The organism is Marinobacter goseongensis, from assembly GCF_023156235.1.
GTDB classification, from domain to species: domain Bacteria; phylum Pseudomonadota; class Gammaproteobacteria; order Pseudomonadales; family Oleiphilaceae; genus Marinobacter; species Marinobacter goseongensis.
On the sequence record NZ_JAKZAI010000006.1, the window covers coordinates 1 to 22,488 of the forward strand.

19 protein-coding genes and 2 pseudogenes are annotated in these 22,488 nt (G+C 58.0%); 9 read left to right on the forward strand and 12 right to left on the reverse strand.

Features of this window, described 5'->3' with window-relative positions; translation table 11 throughout:
- Positions 1-86 precede the first annotated feature (86 nt).
- The 3 genes and pseudogenes from MLC70_RS06565 to MLC70_RS06575 all read right to left on the reverse strand — a co-directional run.
- Positions 87-469 (reverse strand): annotated as a pseudogene (locus MLC70_RS06565) (transposase); the annotation flags it as partial.
- Between the two features lie 561 nt (positions 470-1,030).
- The gene (locus tag MLC70_RS06570; RefSeq protein WP_248182413.1) at positions 1,031-2,431 is read right to left on the reverse strand and encodes a DEAD/DEAH box helicase; all 1,401 of its coding nucleotides are present in this window, start codon (positions 2,429-2,431) and stop codon (positions 1,031-1,033) included.
- Positions 2,428-2,979: a hypothetical protein gene (locus MLC70_RS06575; protein WP_248182414.1), complete on the reverse strand. Its 552-nt coding sequence runs from the start codon at positions 2,977-2,979 to the stop codon at positions 2,428-2,430. The genes MLC70_RS06570 and MLC70_RS06575 overlap by 4 nt, the downstream gene beginning before the upstream one ends.
- Positions 2,980-3,094: 115 nt before the next feature.
- On the opposite strand from MLC70_RS06575, the gene MLC70_RS06580 reads away from it, so the two are divergent.
- From MLC70_RS06580 to MLC70_RS06600, 5 genes and pseudogenes are all read left to right on the forward strand, one after another.
- Positions 3,095-3,316 (forward strand): helix-turn-helix domain-containing protein, encoded by a 222-nt coding sequence (locus MLC70_RS06580; RefSeq protein WP_248182416.1) that lies wholly within the window; start codon positions 3,095-3,097, stop codon positions 3,314-3,316.
- 302 nt (positions 3,317-3,618) lie between these two features.
- A pseudogene (locus MLC70_RS06585) lies at positions 3,619-4,503 on the forward strand (aldo/keto reductase); the annotation flags it as partial.
- Positions 4,504-4,758: 255 nt separating this feature from the next.
- The gene (locus MLC70_RS06590; protein ID WP_248182417.1) at positions 4,759-5,073 is read left to right on the forward strand and encodes a hypothetical protein; all 315 of its coding nucleotides are present in this window, start codon (positions 4,759-4,761) and stop codon (positions 5,071-5,073) included.
- Positions 5,074-5,164: 91 nt separating this feature from the next.
- Positions 5,165-7,375, forward strand: coding sequence for an acetyl-CoA hydrolase/transferase C-terminal domain-containing protein (locus MLC70_RS06595; protein WP_248182419.1), 2,211 nt, complete (start codon positions 5,165-5,167; stop codon positions 7,373-7,375).
- A complete protein-coding gene (locus MLC70_RS06600) occupies positions 7,375-7,833 on the forward strand; it encodes an FKBP-type peptidyl-prolyl cis-trans isomerase (RefSeq protein WP_248182421.1) in 459 nt (152 codons plus the stop codon). Before MLC70_RS06595 ends, MLC70_RS06600 begins: the two co-directional genes overlap by 1 nt.
- Here MLC70_RS06600 and MLC70_RS06605 read toward each other — a convergent pair.
- The gene (locus tag MLC70_RS06605; protein ID WP_248182423.1) at positions 7,751-8,596 is read right to left on the reverse strand and encodes a lysophospholipid acyltransferase family protein; all 846 of its coding nucleotides are present in this window, start codon (positions 8,594-8,596) and stop codon (positions 7,751-7,753) included. The genes MLC70_RS06600 and MLC70_RS06605 overlap by 83 nt on opposite strands.
- 32 nt (positions 8,597-8,628) lie before the next feature.
- A complete protein-coding gene (locus MLC70_RS06610) occupies positions 8,629-9,387 on the reverse strand; it encodes a GNAT family N-acetyltransferase (protein ID WP_248182424.1) in 759 nt (252 codons plus the stop codon).
- A gap of 248 nt (positions 9,388-9,635) precedes the next feature.
- Between MLC70_RS06610 and MLC70_RS06615 the strand changes: the two genes are divergently transcribed.
- The 3 genes from MLC70_RS06615 to glpK all read left to right on the forward strand — a co-directional run bounded on the left by MLC70_RS06615 (position 9,636) and on the right by glpK (position 13,763).
- Positions 9,636-10,373 carry a response regulator gene (locus MLC70_RS06615; protein WP_248182426.1) on the forward strand — a complete coding sequence of 246 codons (738 nt, stop codon included), beginning with the start codon at positions 9,636-9,638 and terminating at the stop codon, positions 10,371-10,373.
- A gap of 70 nt (positions 10,374-10,443) precedes the next feature.
- Positions 10,444-12,027, forward strand: coding sequence for an ATP-binding protein (locus MLC70_RS06620; RefSeq protein ID WP_248182427.1), 1,584 nt, complete (start codon positions 10,444-10,446; stop codon positions 12,025-12,027).
- Positions 12,028-12,281: 254 nt separating this feature from the next.
- Entirely contained in the window at positions 12,282-13,763 is a 1,482-nt protein-coding gene (glpK, locus tag MLC70_RS06625) for a glycerol kinase GlpK (protein ID WP_248182430.1), read from the forward strand.
- Between the two features lie 8 nt (positions 13,764-13,771).
- Here glpK and MLC70_RS06630 read toward each other — a convergent pair whose 3' ends face one another.
- Positions 13,772-14,845, reverse strand: coding sequence for an ABC transporter ATP-binding protein (locus MLC70_RS06630; protein WP_248182433.1), 1,074 nt, complete (start codon positions 14,843-14,845; stop codon positions 13,772-13,774).
- A 4-nt stretch (positions 14,846-14,849) separates the two neighbouring features.
- Complete coding sequence (gene argF / locus MLC70_RS06635) at positions 14,850-15,764, reverse strand: ornithine carbamoyltransferase (protein WP_248182434.1); 915 nt, start codon at positions 15,762-15,764, stop codon at positions 14,850-14,852.
- A 283-nt stretch (positions 15,765-16,047) separates the two neighbouring features.
- On the opposite strand from argF, the gene grxD reads away from it, so the two are divergent.
- A complete protein-coding gene (gene grxD / locus MLC70_RS06640; protein WP_248182435.1) occupies positions 16,048-16,374 on the forward strand; it encodes a Grx4 family monothiol glutaredoxin in 327 nt (108 codons plus the stop codon).
- A 1-nt stretch (position 16,375) separates the two neighbouring features.
- Here grxD and MLC70_RS06645 read toward each other — a convergent pair whose 3' ends face one another.
- The 5 genes from MLC70_RS06645 to MLC70_RS06665 form a co-directional block, all read right to left on the reverse strand.
- The gene (locus MLC70_RS06645; protein ID WP_248182436.1) at positions 16,376-17,215 is read right to left on the reverse strand and encodes an energy transducer TonB family protein; all 840 of its coding nucleotides are present in this window, start codon (positions 17,213-17,215) and stop codon (positions 16,376-16,378) included.
- Positions 17,163-19,382 carry a DUF1631 domain-containing protein gene (locus tag MLC70_RS06650; RefSeq protein WP_248182437.1) on the reverse strand — a complete coding sequence of 740 codons (2,220 nt, stop codon included), beginning with the start codon at positions 19,380-19,382 and terminating at the stop codon, positions 17,163-17,165. Before MLC70_RS06650 ends, MLC70_RS06645 begins: the two co-directional genes overlap by 53 nt.
- Before the next feature lie 196 nt (positions 19,383-19,578).
- Complete coding sequence (locus MLC70_RS06655) at positions 19,579-20,181, reverse strand: Yip1 family protein (RefSeq protein ID WP_248182438.1); 603 nt, start codon at positions 20,179-20,181, stop codon at positions 19,579-19,581.
- A 141-nt stretch (positions 20,182-20,322) separates the two neighbouring features.
- Positions 20,323-21,600, reverse strand: coding sequence for an HlyC/CorC family transporter (locus MLC70_RS06660; protein ID WP_248182439.1), 1,278 nt, complete (start codon positions 21,598-21,600; stop codon positions 20,323-20,325).
- The gene (locus MLC70_RS06665) at positions 21,597-22,397 is read right to left on the reverse strand and encodes a cytochrome C assembly family protein (protein ID WP_248182440.1); all 801 of its coding nucleotides are present in this window, start codon (positions 22,395-22,397) and stop codon (positions 21,597-21,599) included. Before MLC70_RS06665 ends, MLC70_RS06660 begins: the two co-directional genes overlap by 4 nt.
- Positions 22,398-22,488 lie beyond the last annotated feature (91 nt).

Sequence of the window (22,488 nt, forward strand, 5' to 3'; positions counted from 1 at the left end):
CGATGGGTGGCAGCCTTGCTCCGGTCCGGGTGGCAGGCTTCACGTGGAATGGGTGGCAACCTTCAGCGGTTTACGCACTCTGGAGAACGCTGAGACTGATACCGCATCGTTGCGCGGGATAACCCGACGAGTGAACAGGCTTTGCGCTCGGATATCGTCGTCTCCGACAGCATGGTACGCACAGCCTCGCGCTTGTTCCCGACGGTCAGTACTTTCGGTTGAGAGCCGCCTTCAGAGCTTCTGTGTCCAGCATGGACTCGGCCAGCAGTTTCTTGAGCCGGGCGTTCTCTTCCTCCAGGGCCTTCAAACGACGGGCCTCAGAGACCTCCAAACCACCGTATTTCTTACGCCAGGTGTAGAAGGTTGCGTCCGAGATGTTGTACTTGCGGCACAGCTCTTTGACCGGCAGGCCAGCCTCGGCTTCCTTCAGAATGGGAATGATCTGTTCTTCGGTGAATCGCTTCTTCATGTTCATCGTCCTCTCTGGTGATGAACATTACTAAGATCAGAATGGATTAGAAAGTTGGGGGCAGGTCACAGGATGCGAAGACCATCATTGAAGAGCTAGAGCAAAGACTGACAGACACCACGCACCAGCTCCACGAATCAGCGTCAGAGCTAAAGCAATCTCAGGAAGCTCGTTATCAGTTTGAGAGACAAGCAATCGCGCTTGAAGCTGAGGTAAAACAACTCCGAGAAAACTCGACGTATGAAGAGTTGATGAAAAGAATTATTGCGCTCGAAAGCAAAGGTGAGGATGACTGACCTCCATCGCACATCTTGGAAGCGATACCTCTGGCGAGGTTCCTTGTAGTGCTTCGGACACCAGTGAAACACGCTGGGTGCCCATAAGTACAAAGATGTAGGAAGCAGAACGAAGCCAGGCCTCTCCCTGGCAGTCACACCACTATGCAGGTGTCGCGCTCGCCTGGCATCCATGCCGGCGGTGAGCCCTATGGTCATCCTAACCAAGAAACTCATGGATAGGCTAATTGCATTAACCCAAAAGTGCTGTGTAAGAAGTCACAAGTCACATCACTTTATTATCGAATAGAGACAAAATCTCACTCCAATAATGGTTGCTCATAGAAAAATCGGCTGAGCTTCTTGATTCGGCCAGCTTTGCCTCATGACCCAGTGCGTATTCGGCACCAAAACTAAGATCCCACGCCGAAGACTCGCCACCACTGATGATAACCATGCTCTTCTCAGAGCTGCCAAGGTTCTTCTTCGACGTTTTGGGGGAAAACGAAACCACATCTTGTTCCGGAAGATCTTCACCAATTCTCCGAGCGAACTCAGTAAGTGCCGGTTCTGCAAGGACATAAAACCAGCCACCAACCTCTGAGGGTTCGCCGGCATGGCGTCGCAAAATTCTTCCAAGAACTTGCCGAAAATGAAGTTCCGTTCGGATTCTGCTGAGGTGGCAGCATACTTGAAGCCTCGGAATATCCGTTCCTTCGCTAATCATGCCCACCGAAATAATCCAGCGGTCTTTGGAGACCCTGAAATCATTGATTATTTGGTGGGCGTCTGGTGTTCGACAACTGACGACAACTGACCTTTCACCCAGCGCCGCAAGTCTGGTCGCAATATGCTCTGCATGCGCGACGGTCGCCGCGACAACTAAACCGCCGGCGTTGGGGGTTCGATGTCGAATCTCAGATAGTTTGTCTGATGCTTCCGAAAGTGTGTGGTCGATTACCTCATCTCGAAAAAGAAAGTCGGGATAAGAAATATGGCCGTGCTTGATGGTTTCACGGATGCTCGAATAGGTTTTAAGGCCGATTTCAGAAGATTTCAGGTGGATTTCTCGGTTGTCGGTGAGCACGACCTTTGGGGCTCGGCATACGCCATCTGCAACAGCTCGCCTGAGGCCATATTCATAGTCGCAATGGAGCTCGCCGTCAGGCTGGGAGTATCGAGCCAACACTATAGGTGTATCGTCTGTCCTCCAGGGTGTTCCAGATAATGCGATGGTAAAGGACGCATGACCCTGAATCCGGTCTAGTATGGTTCGCCCCCAACTGTTACCAAGCGCCAAATTGTCTGAGTAACTCCCGGAGCAATGATGAATCTCGTCCAAGACTACAAGCACTCGGTGATCGTTCAAAACGCGCCAAAGATCCTTAGGTAGCGTAGCCATCGACTGGTAAGTATACGACCCGCCGGCAGCACCAATTTGCCCATTAAAAGTTCTTCCAAGAATCTGGCTGAAAGTTGTGGCAACGCCTTGGGATATCGCTCGCGAAGGGGAAAAACATACAACAAAATCAATCTTGTCTTGCTCAAACAGTGCCTTGGCCAAAGAAGCGACCATCACGGTTTTTCCAGCTGCTGGTGTTGCATGGCACAGGAAATGGGATTGACGCTCAAAGGATAACAGGGCCTGAGCAATGCACTCGCTCTGCCAAGCGCGGAGTTTCATCATGAGGGAAGGCCAATCTTGGTGATCACAGACTCAACCGCGCGAAGTTGCCCAAGAAGTTTCGTGCTTCTCTCCCGCGACTCCACATATTGCTCCTTCACAGCGCTTCGAAGCGCGGGGTATTTGTTATAGAGACGTTGATATTCCTCCGCTTCCCCAATGCTGGCGACAAGTTCAACTCTTCTTTGGGAAAGCTCTTCTTGCAGGGCCCGCTGCGTTTCTCCATCCATCGTCGACTCAGTATCATGATCACGGCTTTCAAACGGCGACGGCCTATCCTCAAGCTGAACATTTGAACGCTCTGGGCAGAAAATGAATTTGCACCCGCGGCCGGTTGATCCGTGGTGTCTTTCAATCAGCTTGGCTGATTCCAGTCGCAATAGTTCTCTATAGATATATTTTCGGAGCTGGTTGCGACCTGGTCGCTGACCTTCTGAAATCTGAAGCACATACAGATCCCGAAGATCAGTGGTCGAGAAAGGAGCGTTTGATTGCTTCCGCAACAGTTCGATCAGCGTCTTATCGACTTGCAATGACTGTAAATTTTCCATCCAAAGGCCCAGTTGGTCTGTGTGTCGATCTGGTCGACCCTATAAAATGGGTAGTATATGCCGTGGCCCCTCACGCCTCAAGAAACCATAGTCTTGCCTTTTGTGAGGGCAAGAAATGGGCTCACCGGTTTGTGTGGCGTTTGGACGGAATCTACGTGCAATTCGAAAATCAAAAGGGCTCTCCCAGGAGCGGTTAGCGCACGAATCGGGGATAGATAGGAGCTATGTGGGAAGGGTTGAGAGGGGGGAGGTAAACATCACGATCGAAAAAATCTACATGCTTGCTCGTTGCTTGAAGTGCTCGCCGAAAGACTTGATACCTGATGACGGTAAGTAATGTGGAGAGTTTTGTGCGGTTCACCAGCGATCAGTTAGTTTGCCATTGCTTGAATGGGCAGGATCGGTTCGGTTTCCTTAGTCGCGGTGTTCATTGGAGTATTATCCTTTGTTGAACGACGCGCGTCGTAAGAGCTCTCGAAAATGTCTTTTAATGGCCTAAATTGCAGAAAAAATAGCGCTAAAAATACAGATTTGCTCTGAGATGTATTCTAAAACAGTAATCTGATTGTTTTAGGTATTAAAAAACAATGACATAAAATCACTTTGTGTTTTTGGAGCTGCTTTTCTTAGCCATACCGCGTTTATCCGGTGCCACCGCGGGCAGAAACCCAGGGTCTGACCGAACAATATCTGGGCAACTGGCTGGCAAAGCGGGGGTGTCGGAGCGATCTGGTCATCGCCTCCAAGGTGGCAGGACCCGGCAACGGCTTGTCCTACCTGCGCAACGGTCCCCGCCTGACTCGTGATCACATTCGCCAGGCCTGTGAGCAGAGCCTGAGACGGCTGCAAACGGACTACATCGATCTTTACCAGGTGCACTGGCCGGACCGGAGCACCAATTTTTTTGGCCAGCTGAGTTACGCGCACGATCCCGACGAACAGTCAACGCCGATTGAAGAGACCCTGGCGGCTCTGGATGAGCTGGTCAGGGAAGGCAAGGTGCGGCACATCGGGCTCTCCAACGAGACCCCGTGGGGTTCCATGGAATACTTCAGGCTGTCTCGGGAGAAAGACTGGCCGCGCCCGGTGAGCATCCAGAATCCCTACAATCTGCTCAACCGCTCCTACGAGGTGGGCATGGCCGAGGTCTCCCACCGCGAGCAGGCGGGCTTGCTGGCCTACTCGCCGCTCGCCTTCGGCATGTTGACCGGAAAGTATCTGGACGGCCAGCGGCCGGCGAAAGGCCGGCTGACGCTATACGAGCGTTTCAGCCGTTACAGTGGCGGGCAGGGTGAGGCGGCAACCCGGGCCTATGCCGAACTTGCCCGCGAGCTCGGGTTATCGCCGGCTCAGCTGGCATTGGCATGGGTGAACAGCCGGGCGTTCGTCACCAGCAACATCATTGGTGCGACCACGCTGCCGCAACTGGAGGAGAATATCGGCTCGGTTGGGGTCAGCCTCGGTACGGATGCGATCCATGCAATTGAGACCATTCATTGCGACTTCACGTTCCCCTGCCCATGACGTGAAAATCGGTCGCAGACGTGTTGCCGCGTCAGCCGTTGGCGACTGGTGCGGCGGTGGCGCAGGCTTCGGCTGCCCGGGTGCATAACACAGTGAAACAAAGGGAACTATTTGTTGACAAAAATGCGCCGCCCCGGTGACAAAAAGTCGACTTTATTGTGTGCAGATTCACATCTTTCCGTTCGTCAATCATTAGACTTAAGCCTTACTCGAACGTAGAATTTCGCGCAAATAATAAAGGTCGTCAGAAGTCTCATGATTATCCGAATTTTCGTCGCGCTACTTGCTCTCAACATGGTTGCCTTTGTCGTCCGCGCCGAAGCCGGCGAGCTTGTCATCGATGAAGCGCCGTCCGAAAACGTATACCAGCTTCAGGAGCAGATGGCGGGCGACTTCGATAACGAAGACGCCCGGGAAGCCTTCGCTGAAATCGGCTCTCGCCTGCTGAGTCTTGGTCTGGTCCGTTCCTATCAGGGCAAGAAACGCTACGCTTCCGATCCCGCCCGCCCCGACCACGGTGTGGCCCTGCTTGATGAAGGTGCCGCGCTGAACCTCAAGTGGAATTTCTGACCCCGGCCTGATCTGGCGCATTGCCTGTCGTGACCCGTCATGTGATCATCCCCTCCGGAACCCTCATTGAAGGTTAAAAAGGAGTAAGGATATGGCCGCAGATGCGCCGCTTCGCCTGAGTGATACCCAAGCCTGTGTGGACGCCGTCATAGAGCGGGTCGGCAAGAGCATCACTCTCGGGTTGCCCCTGGGGCTTGGTAAGCCGGTTCGCTTCGTGAATGCGTTGTACCAGCGTGCCAAAGACGATCCCACCATCAACCTTCACATTGTGACCGCGCTGTCCCTGCTTGCTCCATTGGGTGCCTCCTCTCTCGAAAAGCGCTTCATGGGGCCGTTCACCGAGCGACTTTATGGCCGGATTCCCGAGTTGACCTACGCCCGGGATGTCAGTGCCAACCGGTTGCCCGACAACGTCAAGGTGTCTGAGTTTTTCTTCAAGGCAGGCTCCTACCTGAATAATACCGAACAGCAACGCAACTACGTCTGCACCAACTACACCCATGCGGTGCGGGATCTGATGGCCCTGGGTGTCAACGTCGTTGGCCAGATGGTGTCGCCCGGTGCCGAGCATGGCCAGCCCGGCCAGGTCAGCCTCAGCTCGAACCCGGATTTGTCGCTGGACCTGCTGCCACTGATGCGCCAGCGTGAGGCGGAGGGCACCCCCGTGGCGATGGTAGCGGAACTCAACGGGCAGATGCCGTTCATGGGCCAGCATGCGGCGATTGCGGATCAGCGATTTGATATTGTGCTGGAGCATCGGGCGTCGGATTACCCGTTATTCTCGGCACCGCAGATGGCTATCAGCCCTGAGGATCACCTGATCGGATTTTACGCCAGCGCTCTGCTCAAAGACGGTGGCACCCTGCAGGTGGGGATCGGCTCGCTGGGCGCGGCACTGGTTCACAGCACGATCCTGCGGCACAGGCACAACGCGAGCTGGAAATCGGTGTTCAATCACCTCAATGTGGCGGAAAACTTCCCGCTGGTGACCACCGAGGGTGGTGCGGAGCCGTTCAGTAAAGGACTGTACGGCTGCAGTGAGATGATGGTTGACGGCTTCTACTACCTGTTGGAAGCGGGCGTACTGACCCGGGAAGTCTATGATCACGCCGGCTTGCAGGGGTTGATCAACCGGGGCGAGATTACCCAACGTGTCACCCTGGATACCCTCGATGTGCTGCACCGCGAGAAACTGATTGACTCGCCATTGCGGGCCCGGGACGTGCGCTGGCTGAGTCGTCTGGGTATCTTCAAGGCCGATGTGGAATTCAAGGGTGGTCGTCTGACGGTGGGCGAGCAATCCCTCGACACGGATCTGGCCAACGACGAATCCAGGGAGGCCATTCGGGTGCTGGCGCTGGGCGATCGGCTGACCGGTGGCATCGTCATGCACGGCGGTTTCTATGTCGGGCCGGAAAAATTCTATCAGGCGTTGCGGGAACTCCCTGCGAAGGATCGCGACCGTATCTGCATGACCAGTGTGAATTACATCAATCACCTCTACGATCATGAATTCGGCAACCAGCGCCTGAAAGCTGCCCAGCGGGTGCACGGCCGGTTTATCAACTCGGCCATGATGTATACCCTCAGCGGCGCCGCCGTTTCCGACGGCCTGGACGACGGCCGCGTGGTCAGTGGCGTCGGTGGGCAATACAACTTCGTTGCCATGGCCCATGAGCTGCCGGGCGCACGATCCATCCTGACTCTCCGCAGTCGTCGCGTGTCCGGCGGTAAGGCGGTGTCGAATATTGTGTTCAATTACGGCCACTGCACGATCCCCCGACACCTGCGGGACATTGTCATCACCGAATACGGCATCGCGGACCTCCGCGGCCAGCCCGACGAACAGGTGTACCTGCGGCTGATTCGTATCGCCGATTCCCGCTTCCAGCCGGAGCTGCTGGAGCAGGCCAAGAAGGCGGGCAAGGTATCCCGGGATTTCAGGCTGCCGGCCCACTGGTGCAACAATACTCCGGAAGCCGTGCGCGAAGCCCTCGGGGCGGCCGGTGACCGCGATGCGTTCCCGGCATTTCCTTTCGGTTGTGACTTTACCGATGAGGAGCTGACCTTGGGCAAGGCCCTCAAGGCCCTGAAGACCGCAACCGCAACCCGGCGTGGTAAACTGTCCACCCTGTGGCAGGCACTCCGCGAGAAAGACGAGGAGGGTCGATACGCTTCGTTTCTGGAGCGGATGGGCTTGACCCATCCCGGTGGTCTGAAAGCAAAGCTTGATCAGCGGTTGGTGATCCACGGCCTGCGCAAAACTGACACCCAACCGGATACAGGAAACCAGGAAACCTGATGCAAAAACCAGACGTGTTTACCGTCCATTATGTCCTGAAGAACAAGATCGGCGAGCTGGTCGATACCTCGGAGGGCAGCGAGCCGCTGCACTTCCTGTATGGCAGCCCGGCGATCATTGCCGGCATTCAGGAAGCAGTAAAGGACCGTAACGTGGGGGACTGCCTGGAGGTCACCGTGCCGCCGTCCATGGCATACGGAGAACACAACCCCGAACTGATTCGCAAGGTACCCCGTTCGATGTTCGAAGGCATCGAGGATTTGCAAGTGGGTATGAAGTTCCAGACCAATACCGGTGACACTGCCTCGGTTGTCCAGGTGGTGGGCATGGATGGCAACCTGGTGAAGGTGGATGCCAACCACCCGCTGGCCGGTTTCACGCTTTACTTCGATCTGGAGATCGTCGGTAAGCGCGAAGCCACCGAGGACGAAGTCGCTCAGGGCCGGCCGTTGTATTGAGCCTGCTGTCCTGTTCCTGATAGATCTGTTGCACGCCCTGTGCAACCGTGTCCCTCAGCTCTGCTGCCAGATCGTTCCACGCCAGGTCGGCGTAAACCGTCCGTGGTGGGTGAAATCTCACCGTCACGTCCACCGCCGGTCGCCTCAACAGCCGGGGCAGGTGTTGCTGAAACTCGTCCTCGCCGATAAACGGCACCAGGTGATCCGGTTGGCCGTTGCGCGTGTAGGCAATGCTGATGGGCTGGATGTCCACTCCGGCGTCGGCGGCGGCGTGCAGCAGTCGGCTATGGAAGGGCAGCACGGTAAGGCCGCTGGTGGTGGTACCCTCAGGGAACACCAGGACCGATTGCCCGGCGGCCAGTGCTGACGCGATGTCTGTCCGCGCCGCGCCTGCGCGACCACCACCCCGGACGATGAACAGAGTGCCCGCCTGGCTTGCAAGCCAGCCAATGATGGGCCATGTTCCCACCTCGGCCTTGGACAGGAAGCGCAAAGGCACGCGACCTCCGAGTATGGGTATGTCTGACCAGGAAACGTGGTTACTCACATACAGCACCGTCGCGTCTGCCGGTTCGCCCTCCACCTTCAGGCGGAAGCCCAGGCAGCGAGTGGCACCGTCAAAACAGAAACGGGCAATAGGGGCGCGATTGAGGCGGCGGCGAGACACGGCCTCAGTCAGCAGGCACACCGTTGCGATCAGGCCGGTGGCCACAAGAAAGCCGGAAAACAGTGTCAGCCGCCATCCGAGACGAAGTGTGCTCATCTTCAGGTCCTCTGCTTAGCGTGTTTCCGGAGTCAGACCCGGCCCAGGAAATGCCGGCTGTATCGTGCTGCCAACCGGCTTACCTCCAGCACCACCAGCACATCGGCGCAGCGGAAATCCGGGTCCCAGCAGGGCGCGCCGCAGACCCGTGCGCCCAGTCGCATGTACGCCTTGATCAGTGCCGGCACGTCAACCGGCTTATCGCCAGAGACCGGGTGGGCCAGGTGGGGCAGTTCCCGCAGCGGCGTGACGCGAAAGGCCTCATCGGCCATGAATTCGCGTTGCAGGTAACGGGCGATATTCCATGCTTTGGCACCGCCGTCGGCCATGCTGATGCTGGCACAGCCAATCAGGTATCTGACGTTGTGCTTCACCATGTATTCGGCCAGTGATGCCCACAGTAACGTTATGGTGGCGCCGTTGCGGTATGCCGGATGGACACAGGTGCGCCCCAGTTCGGCGACATTTCCCTCCAGCTGGTGGAAGGCGCCGAGCTCGAACTCACCCTCTGAGTAGAAGCCGCCGGCGGCCGGCATCTTTTCCTGATGGAGAATCCGTGTGGTGGCCACCAGTTCACCGGTGGTCTCGTCTGTTACGACCAGATGGTCGCAGTGACGGTCGAAACTGTCCGCGTCGATGCCGGGAATGTCGGCGCCGAGGTCCGAGCCATATTCCTCGGAAAACACCCGGTAGCGCAGGCGCTGTGCCGCCTCGACGGTTGCCGGGTGGTTGGTGATGCCGGCTTTCAGCTTGCGGGCCGGGCGCGTTACTGGAACGGAGTGTGCACTCATGAGCTCGTCTCATTGTTGCCGTTTACAGACAAGGCTATGAACCCGGTGTGACAGGGGAATGACTCTGCGGTGACGACTCTGTGACAGTGAGCTCCCCGGAATCGGGATTCGGAACTGTGTCACAGGCTGTAACGGAATGACCGTTCCATGTATATTTCTGAATAGCATGTATAATTGCTGTAACAGCAGGTTGCCTGTATTGTCAGAGGCGGAATGCTTCTTCTGAAACCGGAATAACAAAACCAGAGATGGACGGCGTGGAACAAACAAACGAAAGTTGGCGAATTCTCATTGTAGAGGATGATGAACGGCTGGCGGAACTGACGCGGGAATATCTGGAGAGCAACGGTCTGACCGTGTCTCTGGAAACTCACGGCGGTCATGCAGTCGAGCGCATTCGCAACGAGCAGCCTGACCTGGTTGTTCTTGACCTCATGCTTCCCGGAGAGGATGGATTATCGATTTGTCGTCGGGTAAGGCCGTTTTACCAGGGGCCCATCATCATGCTGACCGCTCGCACCGATGACCTGGACCAGGTGCTCGGCCTGGAGATGGGCGCGGATGATTACATCGGCAAGCCGGTCAAGCCGCGGGTGCTCCTGGCCCGCATCCGTGCCATGCTTCGGCGTATCACCGAAGGATCCCAGGGCGATGGGGATGCTGCCAACGGCGAGGAACCCGTCCGATTGCAGTTCAACGATCTGGTGGTGGACCGGTCGATGCGGGAAGCCTGGCTGAACGATCAGAGTATCGATCTCACCAGTGCGGAATTCGATCTGCTCTGGCTGCTGGCCAGCAATGCCGGGCGCGTGCTCAGCCGCGAGGAAATCTTCACTGCCTTGCGCGGCATCGAGTACGACGGGCAGGACCGCTCCATTGATGTCCGTGTGTCTCGCATCCGTCCCAAGATCGGTGACGATCCGATTCATCCCCGGCGCATCAAGACGGTTCGCAGCAAAGGCTACCTGTTTGTGAAAGAAGCCTGAACCATCAGCCTCTGGCGCTGGCTTTCCTGCGATGAAGGTAGGGCCAGCGTTCGTTGCCAGGGTTAGTGCAATGCCCTTCAAGTTCTTCCTCAAGCTGTACCTTCGCCTGATCGGCCTGACCTTTCTGGTTATGCTGCTCTGTGCCGCCCTGTTCACCGGCATCAATTCGGTGCGGGAGCAATTCTGGAGCGAGCGGTATCCGGAACCACTGATGCGCTGGCTGGCCTCTGCGCCCGCACCCGAGCAACATTATCACTGGCTCACCTCCCTCTACGATTTTCGCGTTTCTTCACCGGAAGACCTTGCTCTGTCCCCGGTCGTGCGGGAGCGCCTGGGGTACGGTCAGGTGGTGGCGCGGAATTCGGCCATCGGACACCAGCTCCTGATTCAGCGGACGGACGGCGCCATTCTGGACATCCGGTTTCGTGATACCTACCGGGACGTCGCGGAAGCCACGGCGCTGATAGCCCGCTGGCATCTTGATGACGCGGAAAGGTTAGGTGAGGGTGGTCAGGAGCCGGCCCGGGTGCAACTGGAGGCGTCACTGGGCGTGTCGCTGGAGATGGTGCAGGACCCGGATACCGTTCCGGACGCTGAGGTGTTGAATCGTGTCTCGGAGCGTGGGTTGTCGTTGTACCAGCAGGATGCGGGAGACAGCGCCAGTGTGCTGATTCGGCTCAATGACGGATCCCTGGTGAAACTGACGATGCCGGAGCCTTTCCGGAGCTGGGCGTGGCCGGTTGTGCTGCTGCTCCTGGTGGTGAGTGGCGGCGTGCTGGCGTTAGCGCTCTACCTGGCGCTGCGAGAGGTGGACAGTAACCTGCGGGCGGTGGAGTCGGTGGCGGTACGCATTGCCCGGGGGGAAATGGGCGCAAGGGTAGAAGCGGGCGACAGCAAGCTGGTCACCCGACTGGCCGCGGCTTTTAACGGTATGGCGGAACATATCCAGCGGCTGGTGGGCGTGCAGCGGGAAATGATCCACGCGGTTTCCCATGAGTTGAGAACGCCGGTGGCCCGAATCCGCTTCGGTGTCCAGATGATCGAAAGCGCGACCACCCCGGAAGCCCTGCAGAAACAACTCGATGGCATTGACGGCGATATCCAGGAGCTCGACGAGCTGATCGACGAGATACTGACCTATGCCCGGCTGGAGCAGGGGGGGCCGGTGTTTGCCCTGCAGGAGACCTCGGTCACGGATATCGTTCGGCAGGTCATGGGTGAGCAGCAACTGGTGCGCCCCGAGCTGGAGTTTACAGCCCATATCGACAGTGAATCGGAACGCTGGGGGTTGTCTGATGTGGAGCCCCGCTACATACACCGGGCTATCCAGAATCTGGTGGGCAATGCGGGCCGCTACGCCAACACCCGGGTGGTGGTGAACTGCCAGTTCGACGAGGACAATTGCCGCGTTGATGTGGAAGATGATGGCCCAGGCATTCCGGAAGAGGACTGGGAGAAAGTGTTCACGGCGTTTGCCAGGCTGGATGACAGCCGCACCCGTACATCGGGTGGCTATGGCCTTGGCTTGTCGATCGTCAGGCGGATTCTTTACTGGCATGGTGGGCAAGCCTTTGTCAGTCGCAGTGAGACTCTCGGCGGTGCCCGCTTCAGTCTGGTGTGGCCCCGTAAAAAACCGGAAGACGCCATAGTGTGAACCAGTGCTCACTACCTCACCTGATGTAACAATCGACATACACAACCGCAACTGAATGCCTCAGTGGGGTTGAGCATAATTCAAAGCGTAAGGGATGACTTTTGAGGTTGTAGTTCTTACGAACTTTCCTTGTTTCATTCGTCATTTGAGGGCCGGTTTTTCCGGCCCTTTTTTTATGCTTTTTTGCAGTCCATCCAGACCCCCAACATTCTCCGCTGTTAGAATCACAAAAAAACAACGGAGTTTTCACCATCATGCCCGATTTCATCCTTGCCATAGACCAGGGAACCACCAGCTCCCGCGCCATCGTATTCGATGGGAGTGGGAACAGCGTGGCGGTCGCCCAGCAGGAATTTCACCAATATTTCCCCCGTGACGGCTGGGTGGAGCATGATGCCGTTGAAATCTGGGAGAGCACGCTGGCGGTCTGCCGTGAGGCCCTGGAAGAAGCGCAGGTCGATGCGGCTCGTCTGGCCGGCATCGGTATCACCAACCAGCGTGAGACCACGGTGATCTGGGACAGGGCCTCCGGTGCGCCCATCCACCACGCCATCGTCTGGCAGGATCGCCGTACCGCTTCGGTGTGCACCAAGCTGAAGACCGATGGCCACGAAGACGCGGTGGTCGAGCGCACCGGCCTGCTGATCGACCCCTATTTCTCCGCCACCAAGATCGCCTGGATACTGGACAACACGGACGGCGCGAGAGCCCGGGCGGAAGCCGGCGAGCTTGCGTTCGGCACGATTGACAGCTGGCTGTTGTGGAATCTCACCGGCGGTCAGTCTCATTTGACCGACGCCACCAACGCTTCCCGCACGGCGCTATTCAATATCCACCAGCAGCAGTGGGACGACGAGCTCCTGGCCCTGTTCAGGGTGCCGAGGGCGCTGCTTCCCGACGTCATGGACTGTGCCGCTGATTTTGGTTATACCGATGCTCAATGGTTGGGGGCGCCTGTGCCGGTGGCCGGTATTGCCGGTGACCAGCACGCGGCGCTGATTGGTCAGGCCTGTTTCGAGCCGGGTATGGCAAAAAGCACCTACGGCACCGGCTGCTTTCTGATGCTCAATACCGGAGATCAGGCACTGCGGTCGGAAAACCGGCTGCTGACCACCATGGCCTATCGCCTGAAAGGTAAACCCTGTTACGCCATGGAAGGCAGTATTTTCGTGGCGGGGGCCGCAATGCAGTGGTTACGGGACGGTTTGCGGCTGATCCGGCACGCCAGCGAATCCACCGCCCATGCCGAGAAGGTTGGCGTGGACAATCCGGTGTATCTGGTGCCGGCGTTCACCGGACTGGGTGCTCCGCACTGGGACCCCCACGCCCGCGGTGCCATCATGGGGCTGACCCGAGATACCGGGATAGCGGAAATCGTAACCGCCGGATTGCAGTCGGTGTGCTACCAGACTAAAGATCTGATTCGGGCCGTCCAGAATGATGGAGCGAGGCTGCAGGCCTTGAGGGTGGATGGCGGCATGGCAGTGAATGACTGGGTCATGCAGTTTCTGGCGGACATCGTGAACGTGACCGTTGACCGTCCCAGGGTGACGGAAACCACAGCATTGGGCGCAGCCTACCTGGCGGGCCTGCAAACCGGCGTGTTCCAGAGCCTGGAAGAGATCTCGGGATTGTGGGAGCGTGAGCGGCGCTTCACCCCGGACATGAAGCCGGCGCTGAGGGAGTCGTTATACGCCGGTTGGCTGGATGCGGTGGAGCGGGTCTGCAACAACTGAGCGTCGGCTCAGCCGGCGCGTTCGAAGGCGATCAGGTGGTCAGCTTCGACCCGCACCGGCACGTGCTCACCAAGATGGAAATCCAGGTGGCTGCGGAACAGGGCTTCAAACTCGGTGTCTTCCGAGCAGCGGAAACGGTACAGGGTTGAGGTGCCGGCAAAGGTTTTTTCCACCACCTTGGGCCTCAGGTCGGACTCTGCGTCAAACACAATGTCGTCCGGCCGGATCAGCACGTCTACCAGGGTGCCAGGTGTCCAGTTGTAGGCGCGGTTGCCGTGAATCGTTCCGAGCTCCGATTCGATGGTGTCCGGTCCCAGGGTCTTGCCCGGGATAAAGCCGCCCTGGCCCACAAAGCTGGCAACAAATCGGTTGGCGGGCTCGTGGTAGAGATTGTAGGGCACATCCCACTGCTGGATGCGGCCGTCCTTGAGCACCGCCACCTGGTCACACATGGCGAACGCTTCCTGCTGATCGTGGGTCACAAGAATGGCACTGATACCCAGGGTCTTGAGAATCTCTCGCACATCCAGGCTGAGCCGGCGGCGCAGATCTGTGTCCAGGTTGGAAAAAGGCTCATCCAGCAGGATCAGCGTTGGTTCGGGAGCCAGCGCCCGGGCCAGAGCGACCCGTTGTTGCTGACCACCGGACAGTTCGTGGGGGTAGTTGTCTGCCAGATCCTGCAGATGCACCAGGGTAAGCAGTTCCATCACTTTCTGCCGCCGTTCCTGACGGCTTTCCCTGTGCAGGCCGAAGCCCACGTTGTCAGCGATGGTCAGGTGGGGAAACAGCGCATAATCCTGAAACACCATGCCAATCCGCCGCTTTTCCGGCGCGAGGGTGCGTCCCGGCAGGCTGATCGACTGGGACTGCAGGCTGATTTCGCCACCATTGAGTGGCAGAAAGCCGGCCAGCGACCGCAATACCGTGCTTTTGCCACAACCACTGGGGCCCAGAAGACAACCGATATCCCCGTGGCTCAGGGCGAAGCTGACGTCCTTGATGACCGAGCCATCACCGTAGCCGCAGGACAGGTTGTTGACTTCCAGCAGCCAGTCAGTGGTTGGGGGCACGTGTGGGTTCATGGGATCAGTCCAGCTTATTGAGAATCAGGAACTCAAGCAGTGCCTTCTGGGCATGCAGGCGATTTTCGGCCTCGTCCCAGACCACAGAGCTGGGGTGCTCCATCATATCGACGGAAATCTCTTCGCCACGATGGGCCGGCAAACAATGCATGAACAAGGCGTCCTTGTCGGCCACGGCCAAAAGCCCGGGGTTGATCTGATAACCGCGGAAGGCTTTTTCGCGGGCTTTCTGTTCGTCTTCCTGCCCCATGGACGCCCAGACATCGGTGACCAGAAGATGTGCGCCACGGGCCGCTTCGGCCGGATCACGAACGATCGTTACCCGGTCACCGTGCTCCTGCACCAGCGCGTCACTGGGCTCGTAGCCTTCGGGGCAGGCCACCCGAAGGTTGAAGCCGAACTGCGTCGCTGCGTTGATGTAGGAGTGGCACATGTTGTTGCCATCGCCCACCCAGGTCACGGTGGCGCCGCGAATGCTGCCGCGATGCTCACGGTAGGTCTGCATGTCGGCCAGCAACTGGCAGGGATGGAAATCGTCTGTCAGGGCATTGATGACCGGAACCCGCGATGCGGCGGCAAACCGCTCCACGGTGTCATGGGCAAAGGTGCGGATCATGACGGCATCGACCATGCTGGAGATCACCACGGCAGAATCCTCGATGGGTTCGCCACGGCCCAGTTGGGTGTCACGGGGTGACAGGAACAGGGCCGCGCCGCCAAGCTGTGTCATGCCCGCTTCAAAGGAAACCCGGGTTCGGGTTGATGACTTTTCGAAAATCATGGCCAGAACCCGGTTTTTCAGGGTGTCCCGGGTGACGCCGCTACGCCACTCTGTGCGCAGTTTGCTGGCATGATCCAGCAGGCTTTCCAGCTCGCCGGATGCCAAGTCGTTCAATGTCAGAAAGTGTCTTGCTGCCATGTTCTGGCCCTTTGTCATACGGAAAACCTGCCGCACCGAAAAAAACAACGCCCCGGACTGCGGTATAACCGCACCGACGAGTGAGCGTGATGGGAGCTGTGCTGGCTGCCTGGAAAACAGGGGGTCAAGTCTAGCCCTTCGGGGGGGTTAAGACAACGGCGTCACTGCCGCGGCTTGCGACGGGTCAAGCCGGGAGTTTGGTGCGGTTGTTCTGCCCCGTGTACAATAGGGTTCAGGTACATTGCCGGCAGGCAATCCCGTTTCCAATCAGAGGTGAGTGTTCATGGACATTAACGAAACCATCAAGAGCCAACTTGAGGAAAACCCGGTCATTCTGTACATGAAGGGTACGCCCCAGGCTCCCCAGTGCGGTTTCTCCGCAAAGACTGTTCAGGCCCTGATGGCCTGCGGTGAGCGCTTTGCGTTTGTAAACATTCTGGACAACCAGGAGCTGCGGGAAGCCCTGAAGGTTTACTCCAGCTGGCCGACCTACCCGCAGCTGTACATCGGCGGTGAGCTGGTGGGCGGTTGCGACATTGTTCTGGAAATGTCCGAAAGCGGTGAACTCACCAAGTCCGTTCAGGACGCCGTCAAACAGGCAGAAGCCTGATCTACGGAATGGCCACACGCTCCGGGGAGAAAATCAGTTCGACCCGGAAGCGGCTCCGACCATCGTTTTCCGGTATCTCAGGATAGGGGCTGGCCGCAAGGGTCGCCCTGTACGTCTCTGCATCAATTTCCTCTACACCGCTCGAACGGGCCACGCGGGCCCGCGTGAGCGCCCCGCTCTTCAGTAACTGCAGCTCAATTTCCATGGCCACGGGTTGTGACAAGGCACGAATGCCGCGAATCTGGCGGCGCCTGAGTTCGCCGGCAATGCGGGTGGCCAGTTGCACGATGTAGGCGTCGGTTTCTTCTGGCGTTTCGGTGATCCGGTTAATGTCCGCGGTCGCTGTGTAAGGTCGGCTCTCGGCAGGTGCTCCTGCCGCAGCGGGTGCTGACTCTGCATCGGCCGGGGCCGATTGCGGTGATGCTGACGCAGCGGCTTTCGGGGGTGGCGCTGTTTTCCGGGCTGGCGTAATGGCCACCGGAATGGGGTCAAGTGGCGGGATCTGGAAATCCGGATTACGGTCCTCTACCGGGCTTGCCGGCTGGCCCGCGCTGCTGGCGGTGGTTTGTCGGGCAGGTTGACTGCCCGGCACAACCAGTTCAAACGTGAGAGTCGAATCGATTCGTTCGGAGCTGTCGAACAGCAGGGGCAACGCAGAGAGAACAAGCGTGTGGAACAGCAGCGCCAGCGAAACGGCCAGCGCTATCCGATACTGCGCCGGAGGGCTTGCGGTGCTGCCAGAGTCCAGCATGAGCCGTCGGTTACTCCAGAGGGTGTTCGGAGCAAGGCTAGCCAGCCTTGCTCCGGAGGCTGCCGACCACGGCGTCCAGGGCGCGGTCAATCAGGGCTCCCTGTTCCAGCACGGTCAGGCGCCCGCGGCGCATTTCATGGGCAAGCTCTGTACGGCTTTTCTCGATAACCTTCAAACCCATCCGATTGACGAACACAAAGCAGTCCGCTTCGTCGATGATGGCCGAGAGCTTGCAGCGGAAGCTGGCACCGTTCACCAGATTGAACTCGACCCAATTGCCGATTTCAATGGCATCGATCTGGGTCACGAACTCCGCGATGACCGCCTCTTCCAGGAGTTGCTCACGTTCCACCGCGGTCTTGGGCGGGTTGTCAGCCGACTCTTCAGTTTCCGACTCATCCTCACGGGCTTCCACCAGCGCGTTGGCACGGAAGGCCTGGGTCAGTTCATGCTTGAGGTCTGCCATCATCTCGTCAAGTTTCGAGGAGTTGTAGGACACCTCTTCGAGCCCGGCGCGCAGCGATTTGATCAGCCCGGGAACCACACGGACCCATTGATCCCGCTCATCGTCCTCTTCATGGGGATGAAGGCACCAGATAAGATCGTCCACCAGCCGCACCGATTCCAGCCAACGGTGTTCCACATCGTCCCGCAGGTAGGCGAGAAACATTACTCGACTCCAGCCATTGACCAGTATGTTGCGAATGGACTCCGGCAGCCGGTAGCGTCCGACTTTCTGCTTCAGTACCTGGTCGACCATCTCCTGGGCTTTTTGGGATTTGATGCGGCCGCGCTCGGATTCCCGGGTTCTCTGTTCGACCAGCGAAGCCTTGCGATTCTCTCTCGCCAGATATTGCTCGAACTCTTCCCCGAGGGTTTCGAACAGCGTCACGTCGCCATCAAACTCATTGAGAATCCGTTGCACGATGGTGTGGATCTGGTCGTAAAGTTTGTCGCGGGTTTTTTCGTCGCTGTCACTCCAGCCAATGCCGGCACGAGCCAGGGAGTTGAGCAGGCGACGTGCCGGATGGGTGGCTCGGCTGAAAAAGCTCTTGTCTTTGATGACCACCTTGAGGACGGGGATCTGCAAGCGGCTGATCAGGACCTGAATCGGCGCCGAGAGGTTGTAATCGTCCAGAATGAATTCGAACAGCATGGACACAAGGTTGATGAGATCCTCGTCCATTTCATTCAGCGCCGGTGTCTTTCCATCCTTCGGTGCATTGTGCGCCAGCAACTGCTCCACCACCTGGCGCAGATCAACCGTCACCGGTTCGCCGTCGCTCAGATTCTCTCCGGCTTGCATGGTGGACTGTTGGGGTAGGGCGCTGAGCAAACCGAACAATTCGGGGCCTCCGATAACTTGGACGTTGGGGTCGGATGCCCGGGATGGCATGCCGGCGTTGGCACGTTGCAATGACAGCATCTGGCGGATCTGCTCGAAGATGCCGCTGTCGCCTCCGGAAGCTTCCGGCTCGGTCTGCGCGGCCCGCTGTTCGGTCTTGGTGTCACCGCCGACCGAGGGTTCCGGGGGGCGGCTTTGCTGTTGCCCGGACTTACCGTGGTAGCGGAAATTGGGAATCACACCGGCCTGGATCAGAATCCGATTGGCTTCGTCCAGCAGCATGCCCAGGTTGGACACCACGTAGCGATCGAACTGTTTCAGCAGGATCAGCCGTTCACGGATCTGGATTTCCAGGGCCTGGATGACTTCAGTGAACGCACTGCACAGGTGTTCCGGCGCCATGGGGTTTACCGGGGACTCGTCACTGGCGCCCGGATACACGGTGCTGAACCGGGTCTGGAGCTGTAGCAGGGGGCCCTGAAAATGCGCCTTGGCCTTGGTGATCATCGCATTGAGGGCAACCTGCTCCTCAAGATCGTCATTACCCACCAGCGCGAGATTATCCGCTGAGGGCTGGTCGGCCTGCTGGCCATCGTCAATGGAAACACTGCCGCTGCGGGGTGGGTTGGAAAAAATCTGGGCAACGGCATTCTGGAAGTGGCGTTCAACGCCCTTCCGCTTGATACGGATTTCCCGCATCGCTTCAAAATACCGGTTCTGTTCATTGTTACTGCGGGCGTTGTTGGCCAGCTCGAACAACGAGTCATCCACCGCGTCAAATGCGCCTTGCAGCAGATCTCCCAGTCCCGCGACAACGGTGTCTCGGATACGGGTAACCTCGGCCGGGACAGGCTGGGAACTCCCTGCCTCCCTGTGCTCGCGGAGATAATGTATGCCGGACTGCTTATTCATGGCCGACTCCTGTGTGCGCCTCAACCGGATACATGACCGAGCTTACTGACTCATATTCTCATTATCGGTTAAATCTACCGCATTTTTACAGTTGGTAACACGACTAATTGATCACAAAAACGTTTTGCATAAAAAAATCAGGGGCACCCTGAAGGGTCCCCCGATGTCGAATGCTCTCTGCCGGCTGTGCCGGAGATCAGCTGATGTACACCGGCCCGAGACCAACGCTCCAGATCACCACGCTGATTGCGAGCAGGGCAACCAGCATGACGAGGCCCACCGTCAGCACGGATGAGGCAAACATGAAGCCCCTGTCTTCCGGAATTTTCATCAGGATCGGCAGGCCCTCATACAGCAGATAGACGGCATAGCTCACTGCAACCAGGCCCACGGCCATGTTCACCCAGACGTTGGGGTAGGCCGCGATCACGCCGAGCAGGAACATGGGGGTGGCGGTATAGGCGGCCAGGGTTACGCCTCGGGGCGTGCGGTCTTTGACTTCGTAGGTGGCTGCAAAGAAGTCGATGAATTTACCGAGCACATAGATGCCGGATAGCATGGCCGCGTAAAACAGCACGGAGAGTTGCAGTCCGCTGGCCACCGTAAGGCGGGTGACGGCGCCATCACCGATCTGCCAGCCCACCTGGGTGGTGCCGATAAAACCGGCTACTGCCGGTATTAGCGCAAGAATAAGTATGTGACCGATATAGAGTTTACTGACGGACTCGGAATCCTGGCGAATGGCTTCCCATTCACGATCAGGGTGGGTGAGCAGACCAACAGTGTGTGTCAGGCTCATGGATAGACTCCTTGTGATTGTTGTTATGTCGCACGCCACCTCAGTCTTGGTGTAATGGGGGTGGCGGTCAAGGAGATGGTTAAATTTTGATCTTCTAACCCGGCCCGGAATATAACCAAACGATCTATGCCGGGCGTCGGGTTACAGTCGGCCGCGCTTCTTGCGGCGGCCGGGATGGACAATTGCGGCCTTGACCACGTTGTCCTTGATTTGCAGTACTTCGATGCGGTGTCCGGCGACCTTCAGGCACACGTTGGTTTCCGGGATGTTCTCCAGGGTTTCGGTGATCAGGCCGTTCAGGGTTTTTGGCCCGTCCGTGGGCATCTTCCATCCCAGGGTTTTGTTGATGGTGCGCAGGGCGGTGGCACCGTCGATGATAAAGGTGCCGTTGTCCTGGGGGATGATGTCCGGGCTGGTGGCCGCGTAATCGGTGGTGAATTCGCCAACGATCTCTTCAAGGATGTCCTCAAGGGTGGCCAGGCCCAGCACGTCGCCGTACTCATCGACAACGATGCCGAACCGGCGCTTGCCTTTCTGGAAATTGATCAGCTGGGTGTTCAGTGGTGTGCTTTCGGGAACGAAGTACGGCTCCTGGCACAGTTGCAGGATCATGTCCTTGTTGATGTCCTCCTGCAGCAGCAGCTTGGAGGCGCTGCGCAAGTGAAGAATGCCCTGAATGCTGTTGATGTCGCCACGAAAAACCGGCAAGCGCGTGTGCTGACTGCTGCGAAGCTGGCGCAGAATAGTGTCCAGGTCGTCATCCAGGTCGATGCCGACGACATCGTTGCGGGGCACCATGATGTCGTTGACCGTAACGCTCTCCAGATCAAGGATGCCCACCAGCATATCCTTGTGCTTGGCCGGGATCAGGGCGCCTGCCTCATTAACCACGGTGCGGAGTTCCTCGCGGCTGAGGTGATCATTGGCGGCATCGTCCGGAGAAATGCCCAATACCTTGAGAATGGCGCCGGTAAACAGGTTCACCGCCCATACGAGGGGGTACAGGATTTTCAGCAGGGGGCCGAGGATATGGCTGGCTGGAAACGCGATTTTTTCCGGGAACAGCGCTGCCAGGGTTTTCGGGGTGACCTCGGCGAAAATCAGGATCACCAGCGTCAGCAGCAGGGTGGCGATGGCAATACCCGCGTCTCCCCACACACGAATGGCAATAACGGTGGCAATGGACGAGGCAAGAATGTTGACGAAGTTATTGCCGATCAGGATAACGCCGATCAATTGGTCGGTGCGCTGCAACAGGCCCTGTGCGCGTTTGGCGCCCTTGTGGCCGGTTTTCGCCATATGCTTGAGACGATACCGATTCAGCGACATCATGCCGGTTTCTGAGCTCGAGAAAAACGCAGACAATACGATCAGGCCGACCAGAATGCTGAACAGCACCGTCAGTGAGGTTTCATTCATCGGTGGAACACCAGCTCAAGAACGAATTTGCTGCCGTAAAACGCCAGCATCAGCAAGGCGCAGCCGGCAAGAGTCCAGCGGCTGGCTGTAATGCCACGCCAGCCTTTGGTGTAGCGGCCGACCAGTAGCGCCACAAAAACCACCAGTGACAGCAGGGAGAACGCGGTTTTGTGGGCCAGGTCCTGGGCAAACAGGTCCTCTATGAAGAGGGCGCCGGTGACAATGGCCAGTACCAGCATCACCACCCCCGCCCACACCATCTCGAACAGCAGGGACTCCATGGTTTGCAGCGGTGGCAGGTTGCGCACCAGCACACTGTTGTAATTGTGCTTCAGCTGGCGGTTCTGGAAATAGAGCAGTGTGGCCTGAATCGCGGCCAGGGTGAAAAGGCTGTAGGCGGTGACCGACAGGGCGATGTGTGAGAGCATGCCGTAGCTGTCTTCGGACACCAGTCGCGACGGTGAATGCGTCACCAGCGACACAATGATGGCCAGTCCGGCCATGGGGTAGGCCACCAGAAACAGCGACTGCACCGGTTTGCGAAGATTGAGGCCGAGCAGCAGAAACACGATCAACCAGGAGATCAGTACCGAACTCTGGAAAAAGCCGAAGTCGAAGCTGGCTTCCCGGTGCACGGTCTGGGCGATCAGCAAACCGTGCCCGGTCAGGGCCAGAATGCCGATCAGCGTGGTGATGGCCAGATTAGTGTGTACGCGGCCTCTGAAGCTCAGGGCCTGCAGGGCGGTGCCAATGCTGTACAGAAAAAGAGAGGTGACCGCGAGAATCAGCGTTCCCATGACTTCCTTTAACCACTGTCTGACTGGGGATCGGCGTATCAAGTCACCGATTTGACCGGGCTGGTCGTTTCAGGGCGATAGTCTGGTTATA

Excerpts from the sequence above, each read along its gene's own strand:
- glpK (WP_248182430.1), top strand. The coding sequence starts at position 12,282 with ATGCCCGATTTCATCCTTGCCATAGACCAGGGAACCACCAGCTCCCGC.
- MLC70_RS06665 (WP_248182440.1), bottom strand. The coding sequence starts at position 22,397 with ATGGGAACGCTGATTCTCGCGGTCACCTCTCTTTTTCTGTACAGCATT.
- MLC70_RS06630 (WP_248182433.1), bottom strand. The coding sequence starts at position 14,845 with ATGAACCCACACGTGCCCCCAACCACTGACTGGCTGCTGGAAGTCAAC.
- MLC70_RS06610 (WP_248182424.1), bottom strand. The coding sequence starts at position 9,387 with ATGAGTGCACACTCCGTTCCAGTAACGCGCCCGGCCCGCAAGCTGAAA.
- MLC70_RS06605 (WP_248182423.1), bottom strand. The coding sequence starts at position 8,596 with ATGAGCACACTTCGTCTCGGATGGCGGCTGACACTGTTTTCCGGCTTT.
- MLC70_RS06595 (WP_248182419.1), top strand. The coding sequence starts at position 5,165 with ATGGCCGCAGATGCGCCGCTTCGCCTGAGTGATACCCAAGCCTGTGTG.
- argF (WP_248182434.1), bottom strand. The coding sequence starts at position 15,764 with ATGGCAGCAAGACACTTTCTGACATTGAACGACTTGGCATCCGGCGAG.
- MLC70_RS06620 (WP_248182427.1), top strand. The coding sequence starts at position 10,444 with ATGCCCTTCAAGTTCTTCCTCAAGCTGTACCTTCGCCTGATCGGCCTG.
- MLC70_RS06580 (WP_248182416.1), top strand. The coding sequence starts at position 3,095 with ATGGGCTCACCGGTTTGTGTGGCGTTTGGACGGAATCTACGTGCAATT.
- MLC70_RS06615 (WP_248182426.1), top strand. The coding sequence starts at position 9,636 with ATGGACGGCGTGGAACAAACAAACGAAAGTTGGCGAATTCTCATTGTA.
- MLC70_RS06655 (WP_248182438.1), bottom strand. The coding sequence starts at position 20,181 with ATGAGCCTGACACACACTGTTGGTCTGCTCACCCACCCTGATCGTGAA.
- MLC70_RS06660 (WP_248182439.1), bottom strand. The coding sequence starts at position 21,600 with ATGAATGAAACCTCACTGACGGTGCTGTTCAGCATTCTGGTCGGCCTG.
- MLC70_RS06600 (WP_248182421.1), top strand. The coding sequence starts at position 7,375 with ATGCAAAAACCAGACGTGTTTACCGTCCATTATGTCCTGAAGAACAAG.
- MLC70_RS06570 (WP_248182413.1), bottom strand. The coding sequence starts at position 2,431 with ATGATGAAACTCCGCGCTTGGCAGAGCGAGTGCATTGCTCAGGCCCTG.
- MLC70_RS06590 (WP_248182417.1), top strand. The coding sequence starts at position 4,759 with ATGATTATCCGAATTTTCGTCGCGCTACTTGCTCTCAACATGGTTGCC.
- MLC70_RS06575 (WP_248182414.1), bottom strand. The coding sequence starts at position 2,979 with ATGGAAAATTTACAGTCATTGCAAGTCGATAAGACGCTGATCGAACTG.
- MLC70_RS06650 (WP_248182437.1), bottom strand. The coding sequence starts at position 19,382 with ATGAATAAGCAGTCCGGCATACATTATCTCCGCGAGCACAGGGAGGCA.
- grxD (WP_248182435.1), top strand. The coding sequence starts at position 16,048 with ATGGACATTAACGAAACCATCAAGAGCCAACTTGAGGAAAACCCGGTC.